The following is a 19720-nucleotide window of genomic DNA, read 5'->3' as shown; positions in this document are numbered from 1 at the left end:
CCTCGAAAACGAAATCGACACCCTACTCCAGTATCTCGAGACTCACGGTCAGGTTGACAACGATCGCCTCCTCGAGTGGTCGGAGTTCCAGAAGCTTGTGGCTGAATATGAGATGGACTTACCACAATGAGACCACACCAGGGACATCGTGTGGATTTGAAGTTCGTTCATTCGGTATCATCGCTCGAGTACCTCAGCATCGGGGTGTTTCCCAGTGGGACCGGCAACTGCTTTTGCACGCTCGAGTTCGCGGAGGTCACGTTGAACCTGTCGTTCGAGTGCCTCTGCTCGCCGACAACGTTCGAGGGCTACATCGTCGGTAGTATCCTCGTGACCAATCGTGAACCGCTTACCGCGGTGATCGCGCTGCTCGAGCATCAGTGACCTTCCTCCTGTTCAGCGTATGCGGCATCCCGCGCATCTGCTCGGAGGTGATCGTACCGAACCTCACACCTGTTCGAACAGAAGCGGCCGGCGTATCCTGATTGATCACGAACAGGTTCTGAGCAGGTCGGTACTCCACACTCATCACCTCTGCTCATCTGCTGACACCTCGGTGAAGAAACGTCTCAGCGTTTGTCAATTCCGTTGGCTTTTCCACTATTTCCATAATTCACCGCGGGGAACTCTCGTGAGCCCCCGCAGTCCTCTAGGGGCAGATAAACCAACGAGGGCGAGTTTGTTGACATTAGAAAATCTCGATTCAGTGTAAATCTCTGGACCGTCGAGTCTGATTTGAACGCACTTCACGCTGGCTCTGCTGAAACCCTTTGAACTTGATAGGAGCCGCGTGTTGCATACAGAGCATAAATCCAGCAAATCATTGTTATTTCCCCATCTATTTGTGCTGAATCAGCTGATCCGGAGAACTGCGAATGGATTACTCACTGGGCCCCCCGACCTCATCAATGAATCCACAATCGATCTCCAAACCTACTGAACAGCTGCCATGATCGCTTCCAGCTCATCTTTTCGGAACGACGGTGCTTCCTCCGGATCAGCCTTTTCTACAACATCGATTTTCCACAAGATGCCTGCCCTCATTTCTGCTTTCGGAGGCAGACGCCCGCTCGTCTCAATCTCATACCCCACTGCATCACAAACTGCGGCGAGGTCCTCTTTCGTGAACGCTGGCGACCCCTCTCGTTCAAATCGGCCTACCGCTACCCTGATTGCATTTCGAAGTTCACCGACGGTGTGTTCCATACCTGCCATGACACACACACGTACACTGTCTTTGTTCCGGTCAGAAACTCGTGTATCGACAGTGGCTTCGGAACCAGAGAGAACATTCAGTCGATACTAAATGAATAGCACGAAGGTGACACAATATCCAGATCAATCTGTGGAAGTGGTTGCTCAAGACAGGTGGGCAACGTAACGCAATAAAGTCTGTCCCATACGTCAACTGGCAAAAGCAGCGTGCAACATCCAGAGGCTGGGTTCAGCAGAGCGGTTCCGACACAGGGTTGCAGTTATCAGTATCGGTGGTGTATGTGTCTATATGCCCGAAGAAATCCTGTTCAAATCGGAGAGCGATCATAGTCGAGAGGAGATCGCAGCGTACCTTCAGCGTGTAGCCGACAAGTTAGAACAAGGGGACGCGATCACGCTTAAATCGGGATCCGAGTCCGTGACGATGGAGCCGCCAGCTCGCCCGACATTCGAGGTCAAAGCCGAACGTGAGGGACCGACGGACGGACCCGGTGAATTGAGTATCGAGTTCGAACTCGAATGGAACGAGAACGGCAGTGAGGGAGATAGTGGGAGCAGTCAGCTAGAAATCGAGTGATCAACTAGCGCCCTGTAACTCGCGCATACCGCGTGAGCTGACGAGACGGTGTCAGGAAGTGCGTGCGAGATCCAGTACGTTATCTCACCGTCCACAAAAATAACTGCCAGGTACAAAGGTCGTGTCCCAGCGGTAGATCAGTGGCCGGGAAGGCTCGCACGGATGGACCGACAGATCGCGAGTTCTAACCCGGTGTTTCGGTATCCCGCTGCGAGATTGAGATCGATAGCCCAGAATCGGTTTTCGTCATCCCGGACGAAATCGACCCCGAGACCTCGAAGATCGGTTCGTTCGACGAGACGCTGGAGGCGGGCGGTAAGCCTCGGTCTGGCCCGGGCCTTGCCGAGGAAGCGCTTAGGGCGGTATAGCTTCGACGTGACGCGCCTGCCCGCCATCTGAATGCACTCCCCATCGTTGACGGCGTAGTACTTGTAGTCGACCGGTTTCGTCGGGATGAGTTCCTGATAGAAGTCCCCCTCGCCGTTCAGTTCGGGGTCCCCATTCCAGATGTAGTAGTCCTTTGCAACGTACTCCCCCGCAGGTTTCTCAAACGTCACTGTGGGGGTGCGAAATCCCACTTCCTCGAGCGCTTGCAGACAGATCAGGCGAGAGCTAAACGCTATCGTTGCAGGGAGATTGTTCCACAGTGGTATACCCGTTCGCCGGGCGTAGTCGAGAGAAGGGAGCGTAACCGGGAAGACCTGCTTGTTGACAAGTAGTGAGAGATGGTCGAGTTTACTTGGCGAGATGTTGGAGCGAGGATCGAAGAACCGAACGGTATAACCGGATTCGCGCAGGCGCTCGGCGACCGCGGAGAACACGGGCTGATCCGCAGAACAGAGGATGCCGATTCGGTCGGCTGCGTTCTGAGCCATCTCTACTGCCAAATAGTGTCTGAACGGAATAGGACTTGGCCGCCAGGTTCGGAGACATGGGTAGAAATCGGCGGACGATATCAGTCAGCGGAACCGCGTGCTACGTTCGCGCTGTATATTTAGCACGACTACTGATAACAATCAAAAGGGGTGAGTTTAAACAAATCCCTCATTCTGGATCTGGGCCATACCGTAGCGTTTCGCACCGGCTGCAGTTCCAAATCGGTGTCTTGGGTATAGAGGAGTCAGGAACGGAATCACGGCTATCAAACCCGTGAACCGTCTCTTGGTCGCATTGCTGGCAGAAGAGTCGTTTCTTGGTTGGGATACACGGCTCTTCTTGCGTAGTGTCTTGTGACTGCAGTTGCTCGTGGAGTGCAAGTGCCGGAACCAACCAACGGTGAGCTTTCTCTTCCAGTTCAAGCACGTCCTCGAGGTCGTCGATCGATTGCCCCCACTCATCGTAGAGCATTGGTGGCTTGCCATGGACCGGTGACCATCTGATGGAATCGTCGTCGCTAACGTTGGCGAGTCGTTCGAGTAGCTGTTGCCCGAGTTCAGAATCGAATGTTGCCGCCGAGGGCAGTGAGGGCCAGGGTTCGACGAGTTGTGGCGCTGGATCGTCGATGTCGTACACGAGTTGATATCCATCGATTGGTCCTTCATCAGTGACGAGTTTGCGGCAGGCGGCTGCTCCTTTCGCCACAGCCTCGTAGTATGTCCGTGCACTTGTGATGATGAAAACTATGCCCAAGAGTACCTCAGCAGACCGTGGCGCGTCTTCATCGACCGGTTCAATATACTTGCTCAGACAGAACTGGCATTTGGTTTGGGCCGATGGAATTGGTGCACCACACGAGCGACAGTCCGACTCCGGTTCGCGCTCTTCGGTTTCTCTGCTTCCATACCTCACCCTCCTTGTGCGGAGATTGCGGTCTCGTTTTTCTTTAAGGACGGGATCTACACCGGGAAATGCCTCTCCAAGCGGCCGAAGTTCATGGCGATCGAGTTCTCTTTGATCCATCGTCGTACTCTTCGTAGGCCGCGTTCTCCTATTTAAACTCGAGGCGAAGACCGATCAACGAATTGCTGAGGTGGTTGGCCAGCTTTCACTGCGAGTTACCCGACGCCGACTTCTTTTTCGACCTTGTGGGGTAACTACTTCTGGTCTTCGAGGACCTCGAGCAAACAGTCACGGTGTGCTCGAATCGTCGCCGTCGACGTGTTTGCACTGTCTGCAACCTCTTGCTGTGAGAGCCCGTAGCCGAACTCGCGGCTGGCTCGATATAGACAGGTTGCAGCGAAGCCTCGAGGACGACGTCCACTTGTTATCCCAGCATCTTCTGCGAGCGTTGCTAACTCAAGTGCTCGGTGTCGAATCTTATCTGGAACCTCAAGTGTGGTTGCGAGTCGCGGGAGGAAATTCTGTGGCCGTGGAACCGTTGTTGGAACCTCGAGTTCGGTGTTCATCGCCGAGTACGCACACTCGAGGTCTGACCGTGAGCACGTCGCCAGCTGACTGATCTCCTCGAGGGTCCGTCCAAGTCCGTTGCATCGACACACTGCGTATACACTCGCTGCTGCAACCCCCTCGAGTGACCGTCCCTGACAGAGGTCCTCTTTTTGGGCACGCCGAAAGAGCAGACACGCCTGTTCGCACAACGAGTCCGGTAACTCGAGAGCACTTACGATCCGACGGACTTCGCCAAGACCGTATCCAAGATTTCGTTCACGCTTCGTTCGCCACTGACTGCGGCGATGTTCCCGTCGAAGGCGGTTGAGTTGACTACGTTTCCGTCCGGGGAGTGCGTTCCCTCGCCCATCTCTTTGCCACCCGATCTCAGTTGACAGTCCACGGTCGTGTCGGCCTGCTGTGAGCGGAGTACCTGTTCGGCGCTGGCTCGAGTTCTCAGGTGAGTTGAACCACTCCGGCCCGTAGTCGAGGTAGTCTTCACCGACGATCAAGCCACATTCTCGACAGCGTGTTTCGTGGTTCGCTGCGATGATATCTTCCCTGCACTCAGGGCACGACGTCGTCGATCGCGTTGTTTGCTCTGCCTCTCGAGTGAAGTGACTGCTGAATATCTCGTTTGTAGCCATCTTGCTCCGACGAGGCAAGTGTCTGTTCGCCCCGTCACCCCTTTCGGGGCCATAAACCGTCTCGAGCGGGTGTTCCTGTGGAATCAGTTATCGAATGAAGGTTCCGTCTGGAGCCGGGACGAGTCCTGTGCGGATCTCGAGATCGACACGTCGGATATGCTTACAGCCCCCGTCTGGTTGACGCTGTTCGAAATCTGGACAAGTGCACGTCTCCGCCTCGACGTCAACCATGTAGGTGTTCCCACTCCCGCTGACGACCTCGTAGGTTGGCCCCACGCTGGCGAAACGAACGTCCATATCCTCGCTCAGCGCGCGACGGGTTCGTGGCTCATCGACAGAGTAGCCGCCTGCCTCGAGTGCAGTCGGTGGCTGGGTGTTCTCACAAGGGTTGGTGAATTCCTCTCGACGATTGCGTTCTTGGCCGCATTTTCTGCAGCGCCAGTAGCGTGTGCGGTATTCATAGCCTTCTGTGAGGTCGATCTCGTACGGTGATGGCTCGGTACCGGGAAGCCACTCATCTATAGCTATGAGTTCATGTCCGTTGAGGTGGGCAACGTCACCTGGGTAGCTGCGGTCCCGATCACTCGTGTCTTTCTGCTTGAGTTGGTATTCTCGATGCGTCTCGTTCTGGAGTGGTTGATCTGTACTCATCAGTGATCTCGAGGCACATTGAGTTGCGCCTCACGCTTGTTGGCGCACAAAAAATCGCTTGTAGCGTCTGCCGTCGAGATATAGTTTCGAAAGGAGCGGAGTTTTTCTGAGCAAGTTAAAAGTTCCCCCACGAAATCCGAAAACGATTCTCATGTGGGGTAACTTGGGTATCATCAAGACACCATTGTTTCCAGTATTTCCACTGTTAGCGCTTCGAGACGGTGGCACTACCTTTTCGTTCTGAGTTCGTAGATACGACCGTTCATTCGTCGATACTCTCGGAGCACACTCTTGAGCTGTCGACAGGCGTCTTTGGCCCGCCAATCAAGTTCATCCTCTCGAGCCCTTTGCAACGATTTGGCATACCACTGGCAAGCGTCAGCAGTGAGAGCCAGCCACGCTACTCGAGTGTGGATATGCCCACGCCGACGTCCAACCATCCAGATCGTCACGATCGCGTCCAGTAGATTTCTGATCTCCTTGTCACCGTGTGTTTCGAACCACTCTCCTCGAAGCTCACAGGCCGAGACGACTGTCTCACAGAACTCTTCGTCGACGCCGAGTACAACGTGGTGTCCTCGAGTCTGCTGAACCTCGAGAATAATGATCGGGCCTCCGTGATCTTGAGTCGGATCTGATCCTGGTGCGAAATGGCACAAGCTGGCGAGCAGTATACCGTTGACGTTGGGTTTTCACAAACCAGATTGAGGCACGCCGTCTTTACGGGATCGGCAGTACGTATCCTTCGCTGTGTCATTGGGTTTTCACGCAGACACCTTCTCTGATGCGCCTGCACCTTGTTCAGGCGCACAAAACACAACGCGAACACGAGTACGGTGTTGCCCTAATAGTGATGTGAGATCTCTCGAAATGGCCGTGGTGAATCGCCATGCTGCGGTTGATTTTACTGTTCGATGGCACGCTTGATGTTATAGACGACACACATCAGGACGATTTCACGGAACTCACGATACCAGAATCGCGCACGCACGGGGTCGCCGAGAGTGCGCTTGATCACAGAGAAGACGGTCTGCCACCAGATACTGATGACATCCACCGAGAAGTCTTTGAAGCGATTACGCAGGTGCAGGGCCAGATAGTTGTCCAGGTATGGGGAGCCACTGCGGTCATCACGCCGGAAGAACTTCGGCTGTACGACCAGAGAGGCAACAGGAAAGAATAGCAGAAAGTTCCCGAAAGGTTTCTAATCTATCAAGATAACAGGTTGGATATCGTGAATCCTCCAGAGGAGGTCGACGACTCATTCAGACGGCTCTTCGACAAGACAGCAGAGATCATTCACGAGGAAGAGAACCTCAAGAAGGCGTACAAAACCCTGGATAAGCACTTCAACCACCTTGACAACGGGCGTAGTCGGGCAGTCTACGAAGTCCCATCCAACATTGCGGAAGGAGACCAACGCCTGGTAGTGAAGTTTGCACTTCCGGAGATAGGGAAGACAGGAACGGAAGATGCGCTGTACCCGGTAGACTACACCGAGGGATGGATGTCGAACTGGCACGAAGTTATTCTCTCCCGCTATGAGCCCCTCGATCATCTGCTCGTCCCTGTAATCGACCACCACGAAGATGCCTTGTGGACCGTCATGCCCTACGCGGAGACACTGCCGAAATCGCAGGAGATCGCTAACCAGCTCGCCCCTCTCACCGATGAAATCGAGGAGTCAAACATCGAGTTTGTAAGCCACGGGATGACCACAGGCCAACCAGAAATATACCAGATCAACGCCTGGGGCCGGTACAACGGCGAGTATCGGCTCAGGGACTACGGAGGTATCGTTGTATCGGAAGACGAGTTCCTCGAACAGCTGCCATACCCACTGTCCGACCCAGAGATCGTGAAGGACTAAGGCGCAACGTCGCCGCTGTCAGGGTCTCGTACCGTGTCACCAGTACTTCGGAGCTGTCGGCGTCTGATTCTTCCAGCTTCCGTTCTAGGCCTTTCATCACCGACTGGTTCCGGCAGGCGACTATCGTCTTCCAGTCCTTTTCCAGGTGGTCTTGGACGTGGTTGATTTCTCTGTCGTTGACTCCCATCGCAACTTCGACTGCTATCTTGTTCTCTCCGTCGAGGCCATACACATCGGCGTTCAATTTCTCGACGAACGCGGTCCAGCCAGATCCTCGAGTGCTTCAATGATTTCGAACAACAGTGTCCGTCACACATCGACCATTTCCTCCTCGACGACATCGATGATCTCCTGCGCAGTCGAACTGATCCGTTCAAGCCGCTCGAGAATTGCCTCCGGCTCATCCCCCTCCCACGCGGCGAGGTAAAACGCTGACCCACTCGTGTCCACCCCGAAGTGCCGACCGACGATGTACCCGACGGCTTCAGCCTCGAGTTCGCGTTTCGACCTTTGGTCTTCGGTATCGAGACCACCGTGCAGTAGTGCGTGAGCGTACTCGTGAACGAGTGTGACAGCGAGATCTGCCTCGTTTTCGCGATCACGCACTTCAACGAGTGGCTGTTTCTCCAGACGATACTGACAGACGCCCTTGGCGCTGCCGTGAGACCACTCCTGAGGGAGGACGACCTCAACCTCTACCTCAAGGACAACCGCTGCCTCGAGGAGTGTTGGCACCAGTTCGTCGGCATTGCCGTTTGCCTCGGTCTCGAGTTCCGGGAGTGGCTCTCCCTCAGTCTGTGAGACGTCAAAGACTGGTGCTGGTCGAAAGCCGACAAGTCCCTTGTTCCACTCGTCGGGTTCCGTTTCGTCGTATTCGCAGTCACTCCGTTCGTGGTAGGACGACGAATTCCCACACTCGGGGCACTTCCTCGCGATGATCGGTGCCCATATCCAGATCGCCTTCTCGCCTTCGCTCACACATCGGTCGAACTCGTTTTTCCACGTTCTGTAGCCAGCAACTCGAGTTGCGTGCGGACACTGGAGCTTGATCAATAGTGTGTTTCGAGGGGAATAGTCGTGGAACTCACACTGGACGTCGAGCCACTCTCTGAATTGGTCGCTCGAGACCGCATCGTCGACCTCGCAGACGAGGTCTTTGAGCCACGTTTCGATCGTGCTGTGCATCTCGTCGTGCCGGATATCCGAATCGTCGAACGTTTTCCGGGTGCTGTTGCTCGTAGCCATGTTCACTTCAGGTCCCTCGAGTCGAACTCGAGAAGACCGCTGGCCATCAGCGGGTCTGGAAAAAATCCACCGTGCGGTCAGTGTCGAGACGGTAGACGAGTAAGAGAAGGATCAGCAGCCTTGGAAAACGGTCTCCACCAAAGTTACAGAGTATTTTCGACGTACTGGTCTTCCCACTGGCGTCGATCTTCGATCTCTCGATGTCCTCGACGGGTCACAGAATAGACGTTCGTTCGACGGTCGGCTTCACCTTTCTCGATCAGCCCTTTCTCGACGAGGGTGTCAAGATTCGGATACAGGCGGCCATGGTGGATCTCCTTCTCGTAGTAGTTCTCGAGTTCGTCTTTAATCGCAAGTCCGTGGGGCTCATCTAGTCCAGCAGCCACGTAGAGGAGGTCACGTTGAAACCCGGTCAGGTCGTACATGGCTGATTCTATGGGAGGTCGTCAAGTAAATTTACGGAATTGTGACTGATGCGCTCTGTTGAAATCCTTGACCTGTGATGTATTTTAGGAGTCTTGCTGAATAGACCGCGCGAATGTGGCACGGACTGAGGAGCGACCAACGCGGAAGGTTGAACGCTCAGTACAGGTCGAGCAGTTACCGGATCCACTATCGATCTCTCTTGGATCTGCCAAAAGTCGCCTGTTGACTATAGAATGTGAGTGCAGCACAGCGATTGCATTCGTTCCGATTTAATCAACTGAATCCGACAATTCGTAAGCGTACAGACTGTGCGGTGGCTGTCGATCAGATCTCTCACTATGAGAAATTTGACCGACTTCAGTTCCGACTGTATAGGCTCTCACTCAGCACGATACTTATTACCGACCGAACGTGGTAAGCTATCGCAATCGGATAACAATTCATGGATCACGGTAGACTCAAACGGTTGTTGGAGTTTTTTATAATCGGGATAGTTTTTGGAGTGACTGAAGATATTCTGGCGGTTCTAATTGCAACTGATGCAGAACTTTCTACCGACATCGTCATCGTAGTTGTTCTAATCGCCATCCCCTTTGCCATCCTTTCTGAACTCATCGTTGACCATCCGAAATTTCTGCACTTTGATCGACTATCTATGCTAATCCGGTCGTCGATCTTTGGCAACGACGGTTCACATACCGAACACGCACCAGGTGACATCACGAAAGAGTCTACCCCGTGGCGCAATCATCACTATTACTGCAATATCTGTAGCCAGGAGTTCGAAACCGGAGTACTCCTCGGGGAACATCTCGACCGTAACCACCCCGAAGAACAACTTCACTGGTGGATTCAATCCGATGGTTCAGCCTGAACCTCCGGAGTGATTGTCGGGTTGTTTCGATCCACATCAACCAATCCTAAATCCGTATGTAGCAGTTGACCTCCGTGACTGATTCGTGCCGTGGATTCATCACGTGCTGAATCACCTTTACCAAAATTGTCAGAATTAGCCTAAAACATGCAGAGGATATATCCGGCACGAGAGTATTTTATTCTCACACGCCTACATTGAGATTATTCTATAAATCCAACTGGTTATGGAGCCGGATGGAAATTACACTCCAAACATGATCAATTGAATACCACTCTGTTTCGAATACGCATGAACAAACTCATTTGAGCCACGCTGTCCGCTTTTGAGATGTAGCTGACCGATTAGCCGTTGGTAGATTGACGCTACTTATGTGAATCCAAACCATAATTTTCGTATCTTATGAGATGGAGCGATTCTTCGAACGGCGGGGGACCCTCTGAGACGATCGGCTGGTGGGTTTTCGCGCTCGCTCTTGCACTTGTCCTCGTTGTGACGTTGCACACCTACCTTGGATGGATTGTGTTTGGACTTTTCCTTTACTACGTCATGCGGCCAGTTGCCAGACGTCTTCAACAGCAAGGCGTTTCACCGGGACTCTCTGCTCTCCTTTCACTTGGTCTGGTTATATTGCCATTCGTCGCAGTTCTGGGGGTGTTAATCGTTTTACTACTTGCAGAGCTTGCAGCGATAGAGGCGACGGACGTTGAAGGGGTGCTGGAAACGCTATTTCCCGGGCTTGATATAGAGACACTCCCCACAAGTGAGGATGAACTCTACGCGTTCATTGAAACCCTACGGAGCGATCCAACCATCGCCACGTTTGCTCCGTTGGTGAGCGGGTTCGTCGGGACGTTTACTGGACAAGTATTCAACGCATTGATCACATTCATCTTCGCGTTTTTCCTGATTCGAGACGAGCGAAGAATCACTTCCTGGTTTCGATCCACCATTGTAAAGCGGGAGTCAAACGTGTACGAATATTTGAGAGCGGTTGATCGAGGGCTCGCTTCGGTCTATTTTGGATATACGCTTACTATTATTGTGATCGGTCTTGTGGCCGCACTTATCTATAACGTGTTGAATCTCGTTGCTCCGCCAGGTCTCGCAATCCCCCATGCGATACTTCTCGGTTTAGTCACTGGACTGATTTCAGTGATTCCACTCCTCGGTCGGAATCTGCTGTATGGGTCGATCGTTCTTTATCTCACTGTCGTAGCGTTCCAAACAAATTTGTCATATATCTGGTTCCCGATAGTATTCTACGTAGTGATGGGAGTCCTCTTCGACAACATCATCCGGACGTACGTCCGGCCCTTCCTTTCCGGACGTCTCTTTCACACGGGGATGGTCATGTTCGCGTATCTCCTGGGACCAGCAATTTTTGGGTGGTATGGGATATTCCTCGGCCCGTTCATCATGGTTGTCACCATTCAATTTCTGCGGATCCAACTACCGAAGATTCTCCCCGATTGAAAGGAATGGTCACGTTCCAGTACTAGAACTGTGGCGGTTTCCATGAACGGTGACAGAACCATCCGTCTCAGTGATCTGGAGAGAGGCTAATTCGGTGGGAAAACCCTCCATCTTAAACGAATCCAATTCCCACACTCAGGGATTGCTGTTATGCTAGATTTGCACTGTGTTTCTTGCACGTCCCTACGAAAATCTGTCGCAACTGGAAGGTTATCTGGCGATACATTCGCACGTTTCTCTTCCGGCTAGTTCAGAATCAATTGGCGGGAATAAGTAGGTGTCTGTGTTGCACCCATCCTCTCTATGCAGCAGTCAGCACCTATCATCTTCTGAGAGGGTCAATAAACCCAGCTGATGTGATTTTAGACATATTTGCGAAAGCCCGGCAGTGAAACGGCCGTAGGCCGTGAGCAGCCCGGAACGTGGAGGTGGGTGGGGCGGTGGGTAGTGGGTGATCGGGCACCAGCAAAAAAGAGCTCGTCCGGCTACTCCCACCACCGACCGCGCTCTGGGAAGATGATTTCCGACCAGTGAGTCAGCGCGATCGAACACCGCCCATTGTACCAATTCTTTGCCGCCGACCTGAACCGCACTCGCTCACCCTCCTGTACCATTGTTTGTCGACTCTTCGCCCAGATCGTGAACTTCGTCCGACCAGTTTCGTCCTCGAGCAACCCAACCTGCTGGATACTCGGATTCGAGGGCTCCCACAGTTCGAGTACACGACCTTCCACAGTGACCTCGCCTCGTCTGATTTCCTCGAGCCTTCTGATCGGCACGATCGTCCCTGCCTCGTGGTGCATCTCTTCTTTCGTATCCATCACCGCCTCGAACATGTCCGCACCCTCGAGAACCCGACTGGCGATCCGCTTCGCGATGACCGCTCTTGTGTACCCACCGTTGACGTTCTCTGACAACCGCTGTGCCTGTCTATTGACCTGGCCCAACGTCGCTCGTCCAAGTTTCGCTCGAGGATCGACTTCCTTGGCTGGCCGCTGATTCCGACACATCTGTTCAACTACCACTCTCGTTCGCTCTGCTCGTCCTTCCTGTTGACCGAACGCTGCCTGTGCACTGATTCGCTCGAGTTCTTCCTCTCTGGCCCGAATGCGTTCTTCTTGGGCCAAGGTCACACCGTAGATCCGATCCTCGCTGGTGTCGACGATCCCGTCTGGGTGGTTCGCATCGACCTTCGCCTGAATCTCCATCTCCACCGTGGCCCGAAACTCCGGAGTCTCGTCGACGACGTCCTCGTGCTCTGCTCGACCCACTTCCTGCTCGTACGCTTGTTCATCGACCGAAACGACCTTACTAACCGACTTCTTACTAGACATTGGAATTAATTGGATTCCAAAGGCGCTCACTCGGCGTCTTTCCGACACCACGACTCTCCAGCCCTGGCTCTCGTCGCACTCCAACTCATCCATCACACGCGTCTCGCTCGCGCCTTCGCAAGCGCCCGTCAGGGCGCGAGCGAGACGCTCCGATGACAGATCCAACCAGTAACGCGCGGCGCTTCAATCGGAGCGAGCGGCCAGTTTTAAGCCGTTTTCGCGTCTGAGCGCGAGCGATGACCGAAAGCGCGCTTAAAACTGGCATCCGAAGAGCGAGAGTGAGTGGAGGGCAGAAGCGGCGAGCGGGACGTGCCGTCTCTGAGTAGGGAACAACCACCTTCGACAGTCAGCTCATTGGTCCACGTGGGTGGGATCAAAAGGGGCTGACGCGTTGAGCGAACGTTTGCGTTCGCGATGCTCGGAAGTCGCGAAGCGTCTTCCGTTGCTCGGGGAACCCCGACGACGCAAGCACCGCAACTGTGTGAGGAGCGCAGCGAGGCGCGGGACTCGAGCGCGTCAGGGGCTTTCTTCGTAGTCAAAGAGGCACCCTCCGAACGATCGGTTTGAAGCTCCCGACGGTCAGTGCAGAAGATTCATTTGTCGGGAGGTATTAACTACCATGGTTTATAATTACCTACTTTAATTCACGATTCAATTATAAGCAGGGCCGTCAAATCAAATCTCTAATGGGGGATCTAACGACGAGTACATGGCCCAGTCCAGCCATTGAAATTGTAGAGAGAGTGGCTGAAATAGAGGAACAGGATTCACTGGACTTACCACCTCTATATGATAGCGTTGACCCTGATGCACTGGACCGTCTTGCTGAATCAAGTAAGATTCAGTTTGAGTATCTTGGATACAACATAACTGTAGATAGCGGCACAATCACGATCGATCAGTAAGCAACTGTACTGACCAGATGTTTCATGAGAGTGTGGCTGAAAAATCCACAAAGCTAACACTATACTCGAGGGTCGCTCGAATCAAGTTGTAAGACGGCCTCAGCGGGCTCGAGACCGTGTTGGTCACAAATCCTGACGGCGACTTTCCAGGCACGATAGAGCGGCTGAAGACCGGGGAAATCGATTTCAGATGTCGTCGGACTCAGATAAAGTTCGTGCGGGCCTTGGTGGTTGTCGAATCGGATGACGAGCTCGTCCGTGTAGTGGACCTCGTCAGCGCAGCCACTCATACTCGCCAACGGAAAACTATCTCACTCAGTACGACGTCGGTCTCGAGCCTTAGTGAACTGGACGGGATCGGTCTGTCCATCGGAGGCCAGTTCGTTTGCCGACTCTAGTTGAGAGTTGATGAGCGTATTTTGTTGACGTGACCACTCGGCGTCATCGTGAGTTCGAACGTATTCTGCCCACCGCTTGATAAACGCGCGTCGCTGTTCGATGTTACGGCGGTGATGTTCTTCAAACTCGTCTGAGCTCAGCATATGACTCTTCAACACCCAGTTCTCTAACGTACGCTTCGAGTTCTTCACCCTTAAATTGTTCCTCGAACGTGAGGTAAAGGTGTAAGGCATCTTCAAAGTCTTTTCCGTCCAGTGTCCCTGCTTGCTGAGCGAGGCGGAGTTTGTATGCAATTTGGAGTTCGATTGGGCTAATCTGAATCTGACTATCGTTGAGTTCCACTCTCAGAGCCGCCTCGAGTGCTTCTCGCTCGACATCGTTTGAAACGAACCACGTTTCGAAGTTCGGGAACATTTCTCCTTTCTCGGCGATTCGGATACGGTCACCTTCGCTCAGCATGGAGTACATTTCATCGAGCGGCATGGCCATCCCCCAGTATCCTCGGTCTTTCAGCGTGGAGACCAAGCGGTCCATTTCCTCTACAGAGAGACGTTCGAGAACGATGTCGATGTCTTCAGTCGCACGTGATCGTCCAGTGAGAATTGCGACATACCCGCTGACGATGACGTAGTCTACGTCACACGAATCAAGCACCGTTATGAACTCGATGACGTCCTTGTCGAGTTCGGACAGGGTTCGAGAGATTGCGAGTGTATCGTCACTGAGTTCCATTGCATCCTCCTATGGAACCGATAACCGAATATCTACGCATCCGGAGGCGATCATCGCGAATAGGCCATCGATCAATGTGTGATATCATAAGTAGCTCTGATAGACGCACTGCAAGCGCGCTTCAGGTCCCAAAGGCGCAGAAAAACATGCAAGTCATTCGGAATCGGTCCGAAAGAAATGCTTCGTTCGGTTCCACACCGATGCCGTCGCTGAGCGAGCCTCAGCTTTCTCGGAGGAATCCACGTTCTCATCGATGTCGATCCCGATCGTGGTTCTTGATTCGAGAGATCCATTTGGCTTTGGTAAATCACTAGACTGCGACGACTTGCCGTGAGAAACCACGTCGTTCGAGGCGTCACATTGGACCGATCGTAACCGTGATCTCGGGAGAGTCTGCATTCGGTTACACTACTGATCAAACGCGTAACTCACCAAGTGTTTCAACAGAGATGACAATCTGGGACTACTCCACTGGCGCCGCTACGAGGTGCTCCTTGAGCTCGCGCGTCCAGTATGTGGCGGGCCCATCGGGGCTACAGCGAACACAAAGCTGCAGCGGCCCCTCGAGATGTCCGAGTTCCACGCGGAACCGGGTGAGTGCTGCAAGCGTATCAACGACGAGTCCACACCCGTCGCAAGCGTGGTGATCGCGCTCATCGGGATCGGGTTGCGCCTGAATTGCACAGTCGACACAGATCTGGTGGGTGACCTGCTCTTCTTTCCCCCACGTGTGTGCCTCACCAGCGTCAGCACCGGGCAGCGCCTTACAGAAGGCACACCCGGAGAGTGTCTGCTGCATCAGGCCGTCTCCTCGCTGGTGTCGCAAGCGGCCGTCCAGCCTTTGTGGAAGACAGCAAGCTGGGTAATCAATTCGAACGCTTCACTACTGGGTTCGTGGACGAGCACGCGCTTTTCAGCGATTGGGATGACGATGCCCGCGTCGATGAGGTCATTGACCAGGTTACGGGCCTCCGAATCGTCCATGTCCGCCGTCCCAACGCGGACGGCGTCTTGATCTTGGGCGAGGAGTTCGGCCTCGAACTGTTCGTAGTCGGCACTCGTGTCGTCGTTGAGGTCAGGTTTGGCCATGCAAATCACATTGAGCACGCTAACGCGCGCTGCACGCCTTCTAGCGCAGAAAAACAGGCTATCGAGGGTGTCCTGTTCGTCCCACACGGTTCATGGCTTGACTGTCGATTAGATCATGGACCAAGCCAAAACACGTCGTGATGGTCATTTGGTTACGGGGCCTCGTCACTGGATAGTAAAACAGCCGTCGATAGCTAAGGAGGCGCTGAGAACCCTGTTGAGTCACTCGTCTTCGAGCGCTGCGTAAATGTCTGCGTGGCGGCGTCCGTCAAGCTTCCCCATCTCGAGGGCGATCTCGTGACGTTTGGCGTCGCTCTCGGCCGCCTGATACCGCTCGTACAGTCGGCGGACTTCTTTGTCGACCGTCGCTGAGGAGTCGTTGTCGGACGTCACTTGTGTGTCGCTTCCGATCACAGTGGTATGAGGGTTTTGCCGCTAGGCATCTTTTAAGTAATGAGCGTGCCCGCGGACGTAGCTGTTCGCGTTCCAACTTCGAGCGATGCTGATGTCCTCGAGGACGGTGAGTGCCTCAGCAGGCGTCAATTGACCTGTTCGGACAAATACCGACAGCAGCGTCGGCGTCGTCACGATTAGCTCGCCTGGCAATGACACTCGGTGTCATCGGACCACGAGTCTGGGGATTGTCCCGTAGACGCGTTGTTCGACATCGTCACCGCGAAACGCGTCCTCGAATGAGGGACATCATCTGGGGACTCGCTGTTGGACATGCTCGTTCTTGTGTGGCTGTCGGTGTCGGTCTTGCTTCGAGGAATCGTTCCCACCGTAGTGTAGACTGGAATGCCTCTATCATCAATTAGACTTAACCAACAACAGGCGTGATAATTGGGTTCGTGTTGGTTAAGAATCTATTTTTGAACTCGAAGTTCCCGAACTGGTTTCACCTGGAATCTATCTTGAGCGGTGACGACGTCATTCTGACCTACCTCATCGATCAGTGACGGCCGCTGTGAGAGGCGATTGACCAGCTCGTCGCGAACTGCTTTGCGGCTAACTGTTGCTTCGTGCCAACCGAGTCGTTCGTCGAGATATCGCTTCTTGAATTCCTCACCGACGTCGTCGACGGCGATGAACTGTGTTCGCTTCACTCCTGCAATGCTCGCCGAGATGAACTCGGCTCCGACGTCTTCGTGGGTGAGTTCGACGAGTACACACTCGACAAATGAGACGACGGCAGTCGGACTTCTGGTGTGTGGGAGCGTCAGCTCGAGATCTGCCCACGGTTCTTCGCTCGGTTGTTTCGTTTGCTCGCCAGGTGGTCGTGATCGCTGTTGCTCGTGTTCTGAAGACATGGTTGTTGAGTAGGCGTGATAGCCCCTCGCCCCTCTCGGGAGCGACAAACTCCACCGCGAATCGCATCATTATCCAATGAGTGACTTCTGATATATTTGCTGTAAACGCTCGTCGTTTGATGGCCCCTCGGCCGGAGAGAGCCAGCGGCATTTGCACCGGTGTACCCTAGCCTTCCTTTGGATAATTCTGGAGGTGCAGGGAGAAACGAAACCCGCTTAGATTTGGCGATAGGTCCGTCGGGCTGTTCTCAGACACTATTGATGTCTTCGACGAAATGCAGCGGAGACAATCGACGAGAATTGCCCTTGACGAGTAGCTGAAACCAGCAAAATCGGGGAATAGAGAGAAATCTGAGAACGATTTTAGGCAATACCGGTTGACACCAATTAGCGGCACAGATTCTGTAACTGCTAATAATCCGCTCTTTCTACGCAAATCGTGCAATACAGGGTCTGAAAAGTGCATGACGGGCTTTCTAACAACCTCGATTTCATCCCCCATAGAAGCATAGGAAATATTATGGTTGGTTTGTCGGCGTCAGGACCTTGGAGAAGCTATCCGCTTATGGAATTGATATATTCTGAAGGTGGAACAGCTGTTCTACCGAGTTAGTCTTGTGCAACCGACCGGGCTGGTTGCTCCGCTGCAGAGGCAGGTGGTTCGTGTGTTCCAAACTCGGGGTGGGTCTCTTCCATCCACACGTACACGATAGCAGCGGGTGGCAATTTCACTATCAGTCACCTTTTGCAGTCGTAATGTCTTTCTGGGGTGTTTGAACCGTAACACTACCGTAGCTGCTGACTGTGACGTCGTATCCAGCCAGCTCAAATGCGACATGGACGTCTCCATCAGCGATCGACTGATGAGACATGAGCGTATCAAACGCATCAGGGTCGATAGACGAATACAGCGGGTCGATATCGAGCGGATCTTTGTCGGAAACTGCTGATATCACACCAATTACTGCTGTACTCGGAGAAACGGTGTTGGCATCGAATATGGCCCGATACATATTCTCATCAGGGTAATGCTCGAAGGATTCAAACTGGCAGACGCTACTTTCGAGAGCCTCCTTTTCGACTGATGGTGATACCTTCGGCTGAGTCGTTTTGCCTGGTGAAGAATCTTGTTTGTCAATCATAGTCCTGCCCGTCCATAGCACCGTGACAGGGGTGACTCTGACTCTTTCGTCCACAACAGGGTATAAATACTCTATCGCACCGGCTACTTACGAGTGCGATTCGATGAGCGCTTGTTCGACGAGTCGTCGATTCCCACGTCGAAGCCGAGAGCCGAGTGCCTGCTGTGATATCCCGAGTTCCTCGGCTATCTCCGCAAGCGTAGTTTCACGTGGCGACTCGAAGTATCCACATTCATACGCGAGGATGAGCGCTTCGCGCTGTGTATCGGTGAGTCCGTGTTGAGCGTCGAGGGGTCTCAGTGCGTGAAGTTCAGTAAGGGTCACCGGCACGTCGTGATCGTGGCAGTACTCTCGAAACTCTGCGATGGCTTTTCGAGTTTCTCCGCGTAGCTCAAACGTCCACTCTGTCGCTGTGCCGATTGCTGAGAGTAGTACAACCTCTGGTGCGATGAGTGCATCGAGAACACTGTCGTACTCTGAAATCCACATGCAACGCATGAGGTACTCGTCATCAGCACTATCAACCAACTGAATGTCGCGGACACCCGGATGCTTGGAAAACTGTTCCACGATACTATCAGAGTCAGTACCCCGCACCCAGAAGTACGGTATAACACCGTTTGGGTCTGGAATAACTCGTTCGAGCTGAACGGTCACGTCTGGTAGGTTAGCGAAGACGGTTCCTAAGGGGAATTCGTCGGCTGCGAGTGTGAACTCAGCTACCGTTGCCATGTAGAGTTCTTCTATTGGGTCGTCAAGGCAAAGACTGTATCGAGCGACTGGTTCTCTGAGTCAAGACTCATATAATGGCTCTGTTGAAATCCTGTGGTATTGACACCTTTCCCGCTGAAACAGCCGTTAGATAGGTGTGCGGAGTTATTGGACGGACTGCTTTCATCTATGCTAGTTAAGGGCTCATGCGGACTTTTCAGTTGGCCCGTCCAAGGACACGATATGGACGACCTTCAAATCGACGACGTGGACCGGAGCATCTTGCACCAACTCCAGCTAAACGCCCGCCAAACAGATACGGAGATCGCTGAAAAGGTAGATGTGACCTCAACGACGGTCCGGAATCGCCTCGACAAACTCGAAGATAAGGGCGTGATCCGGGGCTACCACCCCGAGATCAACTACGAGCAAGCGGGCTACCCTCTCCATGTCATGTTCGTTTGCACGGTTGATCCGAATGAGCTGGACACACTGGCCGAACAGATCCTCGACATTCGTGGTGTGGTGACCACCCGGGATTTGCTTGGAGGCGAACGGAATGTCCACGTCGAGGTCGTCGCTGGCACGGTTGGGGAGATCGAAGAGATCCGCAACGAACTGGCGGCCTTGGGCATGACGATCAACAGCTCTGAGATCATCTCTGAGACGCAGGGCCAGCCATGGGATCACTTCTATCCACGGACGGGCCCCGACGCGGACCAGGACGACGACACCGACGACGGTTCGTCCACTGTTCAAGGATAGCAGGGAACCACTTGACAATTTCAA

Annotated in this window: 24 protein-coding genes and 3 pseudogenes; 7 read left to right on the top strand and 20 right to left on the bottom strand. The window is 53.6% G+C overall.

Annotated elements, in window-relative coordinates; all coding sequences use genetic code 11:
* Position 1: 1 nt before the first annotated feature.
* Positions 2-130, top strand: a pseudogene (locus tag NLK60_RS16775) (transcriptional regulator TrmB); the annotation flags it as partial.
* Positions 131-177: 47 nt separating this feature from the next.
* On the opposite strand, the gene NLK60_RS16770 reads toward NLK60_RS16775, so the two are convergent.
* A complete protein-coding gene (locus NLK60_RS16770) occupies positions 178-378 on the bottom strand; it encodes a hypothetical protein (protein WP_254810557.1) in 201 nt (66 codons plus the stop codon).
* Positions 379-933: 555 nt separating this feature from the next.
* The gene (locus NLK60_RS16765) at positions 934-1206 is read right to left on the bottom strand and encodes a hypothetical protein (RefSeq protein ID WP_254810556.1); all 273 of its coding nucleotides are present in this window, start codon (positions 1204-1206) and stop codon (positions 934-936) included.
* Positions 1207-1504: 298 nt separating this feature from the next.
* Here NLK60_RS16765 and NLK60_RS16760 point away from each other — a divergent pair, with 298 nt between their 5' ends.
* Positions 1505-1792 (top strand): amphi-Trp domain-containing protein, encoded by a 288-nt coding sequence (locus tag NLK60_RS16760; protein ID WP_254810555.1) that lies wholly within the window; start codon positions 1505-1507, stop codon positions 1790-1792.
* Positions 1793-1929: 137 nt separating this feature from the next.
* On the opposite strand, the gene NLK60_RS16755 is transcribed toward NLK60_RS16760, so the two are convergent.
* From NLK60_RS16755 to NLK60_RS16735, 5 genes and pseudogenes are all read right to left on the bottom strand, one after another.
* Positions 1930-2667 carry an ATP-grasp domain-containing protein gene (locus NLK60_RS16755; RefSeq protein WP_254810554.1) on the bottom strand — a complete coding sequence of 246 codons (738 nt, stop codon included), beginning with the start codon at positions 2665-2667 and terminating at the stop codon, positions 1930-1932.
* Between the two features lie 169 nt (positions 2668-2836).
* Positions 2837-3691: a biosurfactant protein 1 gene (locus tag NLK60_RS16750; protein ID WP_254810553.1), complete on the bottom strand. Its 855-nt coding sequence runs from the start codon at positions 3689-3691 to the stop codon at positions 2837-2839.
* Between the two features lie 134 nt (positions 3692-3825).
* Entirely contained in the window at positions 3826-4767 is a 942-nt protein-coding gene (locus NLK60_RS16745) for a transcription initiation factor IIB (protein ID WP_254810552.1), read from the bottom strand.
* An 87-nt stretch (positions 4768-4854) separates the two neighbouring features.
* Positions 4855-5418 (bottom strand): hypothetical protein, encoded by a 564-nt coding sequence (locus NLK60_RS16740; RefSeq protein WP_254810551.1) that lies wholly within the window; start codon positions 5416-5418, stop codon positions 4855-4857.
* 904 nt (positions 5419-6322) lie between these two features.
* A pseudogene (locus NLK60_RS16735) lies at positions 6323-6451 on the bottom strand (IS5/IS1182 family transposase); the annotation flags it as partial.
* Between the two features lie 201 nt (positions 6452-6652).
* Between NLK60_RS16735 and NLK60_RS16730 the strand changes: the two are divergent.
* A complete protein-coding gene (locus NLK60_RS16730) occupies positions 6653-7288 on the top strand; it encodes a hypothetical protein (protein WP_006065496.1) in 636 nt (211 codons plus the stop codon).
* A gap of 309 nt (positions 7289-7597) precedes the next feature.
* Here NLK60_RS16730 and NLK60_RS16725 read toward each other — a convergent pair whose 3' ends face one another.
* Positions 7598-8533, bottom strand: a complete 936-nt coding sequence (locus NLK60_RS16725; RefSeq protein ID WP_254810550.1) for an ArdC-like ssDNA-binding domain-containing protein — start codon at positions 8531-8533, stop codon at positions 7598-7600.
* Positions 8534-8676: 143 nt separating this feature from the next.
* Positions 8677-8958 (bottom strand): PadR family transcriptional regulator, encoded by a 282-nt coding sequence (locus NLK60_RS16720; protein WP_254810549.1) that lies wholly within the window; start codon positions 8956-8958, stop codon positions 8677-8679.
* Positions 8959-9401: 443 nt separating this feature from the next.
* On the opposite strand from NLK60_RS16720, the gene NLK60_RS16715 reads away from it, so the two are divergent.
* Positions 9402-9833, top strand: coding sequence for a hypothetical protein (locus NLK60_RS16715; protein ID WP_254810548.1), 432 nt, complete (start codon positions 9402-9404; stop codon positions 9831-9833).
* 402 nt (positions 9834-10235) lie between these two features.
* Entirely contained in the window at positions 10236-11309 is a 1074-nt protein-coding gene (locus NLK60_RS16710; protein ID WP_254810547.1) for an AI-2E family transporter, read from the top strand.
* 485 nt (positions 11310-11794) lie between these two features.
* Here the strand turns inward: NLK60_RS16710 and NLK60_RS16705 are convergent, their stop codons facing one another.
* Complete coding sequence (locus NLK60_RS16705; protein ID WP_254810546.1) at positions 11795-12643, bottom strand: DNA-binding protein; 849 nt, start codon at positions 12641-12643, stop codon at positions 11795-11797.
* A gap of 686 nt (positions 12644-13329) precedes the next feature.
* Between NLK60_RS16705 and NLK60_RS16700 the strand changes: the two genes are divergently transcribed.
* Entirely contained in the window at positions 13330-13548 is a 219-nt protein-coding gene (locus tag NLK60_RS16700; RefSeq protein WP_254810545.1) for a HalOD1 output domain-containing protein, read from the top strand.
* A gap of 311 nt (positions 13549-13859) precedes the next feature.
* On the opposite strand, the gene NLK60_RS19815 is transcribed toward NLK60_RS16700, so the two are convergent.
* The 10 genes and pseudogenes from NLK60_RS19815 to NLK60_RS16655 form a co-directional block, all read right to left on the bottom strand.
* Complete coding sequence (locus NLK60_RS19815; RefSeq protein ID WP_484555227.1) at positions 13860-14090, bottom strand: DUF8150 family protein; 231 nt, start codon at positions 14088-14090, stop codon at positions 13860-13862.
* A complete protein-coding gene (locus tag NLK60_RS16695; protein WP_254810544.1) occupies positions 14068-14679 on the bottom strand; it encodes a hypothetical protein in 612 nt (203 codons plus the stop codon). The genes NLK60_RS19815 and NLK60_RS16695 overlap by 23 nt, the downstream gene beginning before the upstream one ends.
* Before the next feature lie 463 nt (positions 14680-15142).
* Positions 15143-15478, bottom strand: coding sequence for a DUF7558 family protein (locus tag NLK60_RS16690; protein WP_254810543.1), 336 nt, complete (start codon positions 15476-15478; stop codon positions 15143-15145).
* Positions 15478-15768: a DUF8069 family protein gene (locus tag NLK60_RS16685; protein WP_254810542.1), complete on the bottom strand. Its 291-nt coding sequence runs from the start codon at positions 15766-15768 to the stop codon at positions 15478-15480. Before NLK60_RS16685 ends, NLK60_RS16690 begins: the two co-directional genes overlap by 1 nt.
* A 222-nt stretch (positions 15769-15990) precedes the next feature.
* A complete protein-coding gene (locus NLK60_RS16680) occupies positions 15991-16161 on the bottom strand; it encodes a hypothetical protein (RefSeq protein ID WP_254810541.1) in 171 nt (56 codons plus the stop codon).
* A gap of 42 nt (positions 16162-16203) precedes the next feature.
* Positions 16204-16356 (bottom strand): hypothetical protein, encoded by a 153-nt coding sequence (locus NLK60_RS16675; RefSeq protein WP_254810598.1) that lies wholly within the window; start codon positions 16354-16356, stop codon positions 16204-16206.
* Positions 16340-16496, bottom strand: a pseudogene (locus NLK60_RS16670) (DUF7342 family protein); the annotation flags it as partial. The pseudogene NLK60_RS16670 and the gene NLK60_RS16675, both read right to left, overlap by 17 nt.
* Before the next feature lie 138 nt (positions 16497-16634).
* On the bottom strand, positions 16635-17078 hold the full coding sequence (locus NLK60_RS16665; RefSeq protein WP_254810540.1) for a DUF8030 family protein: 444 nt from the start codon (positions 17076-17078) through the stop codon (positions 16635-16637).
* A gap of 734 nt (positions 17079-17812) precedes the next feature.
* On the bottom strand, positions 17813-18220 hold the full coding sequence (locus tag NLK60_RS16660; protein WP_254810539.1) for a HalOD1 output domain-containing protein: 408 nt from the start codon (positions 18218-18220) through the stop codon (positions 17813-17815).
* Between the two features lie 87 nt (positions 18221-18307).
* Positions 18308-18952 (bottom strand): helix-turn-helix domain-containing protein, encoded by a 645-nt coding sequence (locus NLK60_RS16655; RefSeq protein WP_254810538.1) that lies wholly within the window; start codon positions 18950-18952, stop codon positions 18308-18310.
* A gap of 222 nt (positions 18953-19174) precedes the next feature.
* Here NLK60_RS16655 and NLK60_RS16650 point away from each other — a divergent pair, with 222 nt between their 5' ends.
* Positions 19175-19696, top strand: coding sequence for an Lrp/AsnC family transcriptional regulator (locus NLK60_RS16650; protein WP_254810537.1), 522 nt, complete (start codon positions 19175-19177; stop codon positions 19694-19696).
* The last annotated feature ends 24 nt before the right edge of the window (positions 19697-19720 follow it).

Source organism: Natronosalvus amylolyticus (genome assembly GCF_024298845.1).
In the GTDB taxonomy this organism is placed as follows: domain Archaea; phylum Halobacteriota; class Halobacteria; order Halobacteriales; family Natrialbaceae; genus Natronosalvus; species Natronosalvus amylolyticus.
This window is presented reverse-complemented; position numbering and strand designations above follow the sequence as displayed.

What these genes read in the sequence shown, in the direction of transcription:
- NLK60_RS16710 (WP_254810547.1), top strand. Translation starts at nt 10,236, where the DNA reads ATGAGATGGAGCGATTCTTCGAACGGCGGGGGACCCTCTGAGACGATC.
- NLK60_RS16695 (WP_254810544.1), bottom strand. Translation starts at nt 14,679, where the DNA reads ATGGAACTCAGTGACGATACACTCGCAATCTCTCGAACCCTGTCCGAA.
- NLK60_RS16690 (WP_254810543.1), bottom strand. Translation starts at nt 15,478, where the DNA reads ATGCAGCAGACACTCTCCGGGTGTGCCTTCTGTAAGGCGCTGCCCGGT.
- NLK60_RS16655 (WP_254810538.1), bottom strand. Translation starts at nt 18,952, where the DNA reads ATGGCAACGGTAGCTGAGTTCACACTCGCAGCCGACGAATTCCCCTTA.
- NLK60_RS16705 (WP_254810546.1), bottom strand. Translation starts at nt 12,643, where the DNA reads ATGTCTAGTAAGAAGTCGGTTAGTAAGGTCGTTTCGGTCGATGAACAA.
- NLK60_RS16770 (WP_254810557.1), bottom strand. Translation starts at nt 378, where the DNA reads ATGCTCGAGCAGCGCGATCACCGCGGTAAGCGGTTCACGATTGGTCAC.
- NLK60_RS16740 (WP_254810551.1), bottom strand. Translation starts at nt 5,418, where the DNA reads ATGAGTACAGATCAACCACTCCAGAACGAGACGCATCGAGAATACCAA.
- NLK60_RS16715 (WP_254810548.1), top strand. Translation starts at nt 9,402, where the DNA reads ATGGATCACGGTAGACTCAAACGGTTGTTGGAGTTTTTTATAATCGGG.
- NLK60_RS16760 (WP_254810555.1), top strand. Translation starts at nt 1,505, where the DNA reads ATGCCCGAAGAAATCCTGTTCAAATCGGAGAGCGATCATAGTCGAGAG.
- NLK60_RS16720 (WP_254810549.1), bottom strand. Translation starts at nt 8,958, where the DNA reads ATGTACGACCTGACCGGGTTTCAACGTGACCTCCTCTACGTGGCTGCT.
- NLK60_RS19815 (WP_484555227.1), bottom strand. Translation starts at nt 14,090, where the DNA reads ATGCTGAGCTCAGACGAGTTTGAAGAACATCACCGCCGTAACATCGAA.
- NLK60_RS16755 (WP_254810554.1), bottom strand. Translation starts at nt 2,667, where the DNA reads ATGGCTCAGAACGCAGCCGACCGAATCGGCATCCTCTGTTCTGCGGAT.
- NLK60_RS16700 (WP_254810545.1), top strand. Translation starts at nt 13,330, where the DNA reads ATGGGGGATCTAACGACGAGTACATGGCCCAGTCCAGCCATTGAAATT.
- NLK60_RS16725 (WP_254810550.1), bottom strand. Translation starts at nt 8,533, where the DNA reads ATGGCTACGAGCAACAGCACCCGGAAAACGTTCGACGATTCGGATATC.
- NLK60_RS16660 (WP_254810539.1), bottom strand. Translation starts at nt 18,220, where the DNA reads ATGATTGACAAACAAGATTCTTCACCAGGCAAAACGACTCAGCCGAAG.
- NLK60_RS16765 (WP_254810556.1), bottom strand. Translation starts at nt 1,206, where the DNA reads ATGGAACACACCGTCGGTGAACTTCGAAATGCAATCAGGGTAGCGGTA.
- NLK60_RS16750 (WP_254810553.1), bottom strand. Translation starts at nt 3,691, where the DNA reads ATGGATCAAAGAGAACTCGATCGCCATGAACTTCGGCCGCTTGGAGAG.
- NLK60_RS16665 (WP_254810540.1), bottom strand. Translation starts at nt 17,078, where the DNA reads ATGTCTTCAGAACACGAGCAACAGCGATCACGACCACCTGGCGAGCAA.
- NLK60_RS16650 (WP_254810537.1), top strand. Translation starts at nt 19,175, where the DNA reads ATGGACGACCTTCAAATCGACGACGTGGACCGGAGCATCTTGCACCAA.
- NLK60_RS16745 (WP_254810552.1), bottom strand. Translation starts at nt 4,767, where the DNA reads ATGGCTACAAACGAGATATTCAGCAGTCACTTCACTCGAGAGGCAGAG.
- NLK60_RS16685 (WP_254810542.1), bottom strand. Translation starts at nt 15,768, where the DNA reads ATGGCCAAACCTGACCTCAACGACGACACGAGTGCCGACTACGAACAG.